The 4504-nt window shown below is 49.2% G+C and carries 2 protein-coding genes and 1 pseudogene; all 3 read right to left on the reverse strand.

The window, feature by feature from the left end:
• The coding region (locus B2Z67_RS00780) for a hypothetical protein (protein WP_291527911.1) at positions 1 to 755 on the reverse strand (755 nt) is incomplete at its 3' end.
• 145 nt (positions 756 to 900) lie between these two features.
• Positions 901 to 3320: pseudogene (locus B2Z67_RS00785) on the reverse strand (Calx-beta domain-containing protein).
• A 41-nt stretch (positions 3321 to 3361) separates the two neighbouring features.
• Positions 3362 to 4504: OmpA family protein (locus B2Z67_RS00790; RefSeq protein ID WP_291527913.1), on the reverse strand; the 1143-nt coding region annotated here is incomplete at its 5' end.

Consider the following 4504-nt stretch of genomic DNA (forward strand, 5'->3'; position numbering starts at 1 on the left):
GTACCCGTCTCCACAGCATTGTTGTCCGTGAAGGTAAACTTACCTGTCAAGGGAGTAGCCAAAGTGTCGGGGTTACTTAAGGAAGTTTCGTACCCTCCGGACACTGTGCGCAGAAGAGTTCCGCTCCAGGACAGCTTGCTGGGTACGCCGTGAAGTTGAAGCGTGTGAACCGCCGGCGAAGTCGTTTTTATGTCCACCGCCCTGTCAACAACTATCCGGATTTGTGACAAGTTTCGCGTAATAGCGGTTGACGCAACGGTATTCGTATTTCCACCAATGGTTGGCAGGCGCAACATGCGGTGCCAAATCTCGTGAGCGCGGTTTCGAGAGCCGTCAGCCTGAATAGTGCCCGGATCGTACGTGTACATCAGGGCCTTGCTCGATGTTTTACCGGCAACAGGGGAAGTGAATGTGGCACCGGCGGCGGATACCATCACCAAATCCCAGTCGCCTGCCTGTGCCTGATTGGTATGCAGAGTCATGTTCGTCCGGGTTACCCCAAGAAGCTGATGGCTGAAATCAGAATTCCAACTGCCTCCAGTACCGGAAACGGGGTTGCTGCCCTGCGAGAAGCAATACAAGAGCATATTGTCGAGTATAGCATCGCTTTCTGCAGAGCGGGTCATGTCGCCACTCATGGAGATTTGAAAAGTATTACTGTCGTCTATTATAGGGACAGGTTCTTCTTCATTACACCCGTAGGACAAAGTCAAGAACAATAACAAGATGCATATAGCACAAACATTCCTTTTCATATTTTTGAATTTTGAATTATGAATGTTGAATTATGAATTATGAATTATGAATTGGGATGCGCAATCATACTGCATACACATAGCCATTCATCATTCAAAATTCAAAATTCATAATTCATAATTCATAATTTATAATTGCGAAAGTTTACTTTCGGATAGTGAAATCAGCCGTACTTTCCGTATCCTGNNNTTCAGTTTAACTTGCTTTTCAGCGGTATCCGTACTATAGAGTATCACACCGTTCACGTTGGTAGAACTGTGGTTGCCGTCGCCGCTGATGCGCAGGTCGTGCAGGTTGGTGAATGCAAAGTCTTTACCTTCCTTGGCGGTAGCATCGGGCAGGGTTGTGCAGTCCACAATGATGTCGTTTCCGGTGGTGTTGGTCAGCAACACTCCGTCAGAGGCGCGAAGCAGGGATACGGTGAAGAAGCCGGATACTACGTTGTTGTTGACACGGTGGTCGCCCAGCGAAGCAATAGCCAAACGGGCAGGCTGGTCGACAACTACGCCGCTACAGCTCAACATTTCGCCATCGAACATCACGTTGGAACCGCTCAGGCAATGCGTCTTGTTGAAGTTTATAATCACTGTCTTGGGTAGCTCGTAGCGGGTATCGTCCAATGTCTTCACGTTGAACGTGGACTTGCGGGAGCCGTTAGCAAACACAACTCGCGGAGTTAGACCCATATCGAAATCAAGCGCATCGGTGGTGCCTTCGCCGTACATACCGTCGACGATGATATTGGCGCCGGTGGCGTTCACTAAGGAAGTGCCGTCTGTTTTAAACAAGCCCAATTCATACAAAATGTCTTTGGTTCCTTCTTCGCCGCGTTCGGTGCGCACCAGTTTCACGACAGCCTGCTGGTCTTCGATAACGGCTTCGCCTACGGGTTTCACCAGGTAGCTCTGCTGTACGTCGGAAAGTACAAGTTCAAAGTTCTTCACGCCTTCAACCAGGTCGTTTGCCTTGATTGACACCTCAATATCCTGTTTCACCAAGTATTTGTTTGAAGAACCACGCGAGGGAGTAAATGAAAGCTTTCCTTCCACCGGGATGTAGTTATTGGCAGTAGTAGCCGAAACTTCACGGGTGGCATAGCCTACGGTTACGGGAACAGGAGCACCTTCTTTAGTAGTGGCATAACCGGTAAGGGTTACGGTAAACACAGCAGTAGCTGTTCCGATCACGGGTTTGGTAATCCTCACGTCGGATACATAAACACCGTGTCCCAGTTTCACTAAGCGGCTGCCTTTGCCGAGGAACATCAACTCGCCGGATGCGGTAGTGAATGCCTGGCGGAAAGCGGTAGGCTGGTTGTCCGTTACATAACGGTCGAATTCTTTCCTGCCCGTGTCAGAGTACATACATACCCTTCCTTCTTCTGAGGACAGCAACAGCACTTCGCCGTTATTGTCTACACGTACCATATTGAAGTTTCCGTCTATTGTGCGGTCGAACTCAGCCTTTCCGCTGGATTGGATGCGGACGAATGTACCGCGGCGGGCATTCATGTCATAAGTGGTTACTACTGATTCGCCTGTAACCAGGTTCATGCCCAAGCCTTTTACCTGACCGGTGGAAGACCCGGAATAGAGCGCTGTTCCGTCGTTACGAAGCAGGGCGTAGTAGCCTCTGTCGCCACTACCGCCTACCAGGATATTGCCGTTGCGGGCAACACGGAGGTGATTCAGCAGGGCTACTCCCTGGCTGGCAGGAATCAAAGTCTTACCGAAGACAATGTCGCCCTCTGTACGTATCTTATAAATAACGCCGCCTTCTACCGGAGAATTACCGGTGATGATTACAGAACCTTCATTGATATTGGCGTGAAGACCGGTGACTACATATTTCTTAGCAGGAATAGTGGTGGTGTAATAAGGTTTTCCCATATTGTCCAGACGGACGATGATGCTCTGCTCCTTTTCTCCCTCACCCGTAAAGGCGGCACAGATATACTCCGTGGAATTGCCCATTACGACAAACTGGTTGCAATAGCCGCTGCCGGCATTCTTGTATTGGTAGAGTACCTTGCCGTTTTTATCCGTCTTCAGCAATATACCCTGGCGCTCACCGGTAGTTTTGGGTTCCATACCGGAGAGTACCAAAGAGCCATCACGCAACAAGTGACCTTTCATAAATTCGCTTCCCTGTTCACCGGCATAGATATTCTGCACAAGCAGTCCTTGACGGTTTACGACAATAGCACGTCCGCTCAGCAGTTCCTGGTCCTTCTTATTCTTTATCTGCTGCGGAGACGACTGGCCTACAATCAGTACACAACCGTTATCGACTTCGGTCAACTCATTTATATTTGTAAATCCTGTTAAGGGCAAGGAGAATACCACTTCGCCCAACCGGTCTACCCAGGTCAGACTGTACGCTCTTCCTTCTTTGCCCAACACAACAGCTTCATCACCGGGCAACGGGCAAACTTGCTGAATCTGGTTCGCATCACCATACTGTTTATCAAAAACCACCGGCATGTATTGCGCCTTCGCCAACGGACAGATTGCGGCAACCAAAAGGAGCAACATCCATATCCTATGAGTTCTTCTCTTCTTCATATTTTGTTTTCTTTTATAATTTTCTACCTCTTGATAATTTTCTACCTTTTGTTATATATTTCCACACGTCTGGCACGGCGGTTTACGCGTATCCAGTCAATATTGTTTTCGCCCCAAACGTAGTTGCTGACTTCTTCCTTCACTTCTTCCGGAGAGAGTTTGGTTCTGCCGCGGGCTTCGATTATGAAGTCCACATTCACATTACGGTTGCGGAGATATTCGGCAACACGTTCGGCACGGCGACCGGACAATTCGTAGTTGTAGCTTTCGCTACCCATTTCGTCGGCGTAACCGTCGAACTTGAGTTCGGAGAGGTCGTAACCGCCCATTTCGTCGGCAAACGAATTCAGGCTGCGGATAGATTCCGCGGTCAACTTATCCGAATCGAAATCAAAATAAAGAGTCAGCAACAGACCATCCGGAACGAATTTCCTCAAAGAAACGGTTTCCCTGCGGACGTTTTCCGTGGCTCCGTTCAGCAGCAACGCACCGCCCAGAACAGCCATATCTTCGCTCATGCCGTAGAAGGGTTTCTCCCGTTGGGCACCTAAATCCTCCATCGTACGCAGATAGTAGATGTCGTCTAACGACTCCATTGCACGATCGGATACGAAATAGGCGCTTTGCAAGTCAACGGGGCACATATAATAATCATTGAAAACTGAATTCACAGGGTAAGGGTAATGGCTGACGCCGCCCGGCATAATTCCATCCTTATCGAAGGCGCAACTGAACAGGTCGTACCCGCCGAAGCCTGCCAGACCGTTGGAGGAGAAGATGAGCCGTCCCTTAAAGAATACAGGGAAAATCTCATCACCTTCCGTATTAATCTCCGCGCCCAAATTCACGAGCGCTCCCCACGACTGGGTTTCGTCGTTCCAGTGAACGACGTACAGGTCGAAGCCGCCGTGGCCGCCTGCCATATCCGAAGCAAACAACAGGGATTTGCCGTCGTTGAACAAATACGGATGGGCGTACGAAGCCACTGTTTCTTGTGGCAACACCGGAATATATTTAGAAAACCGGTTTTTCTTTTTTTGCAGTACGGAATAATATAGTTTGGTGCGGAAAGGACGGAACTTCTTATCAGCCATGGCAACGGATGTCCGCGCCATATCGTATTCGATAACCGTAGTTACCATCATATCCATATTGGGAGAGAAAGCCACCGGGCCATTCTGTAA

Origin of the sequence: Bacteroides sp. UBA939, assembly GCF_002293435.1 — a bacterium.
Lineage (GTDB): Bacteria > Bacteroidota > Bacteroidia > Bacteroidales > Bacteroidaceae > Bacteroides.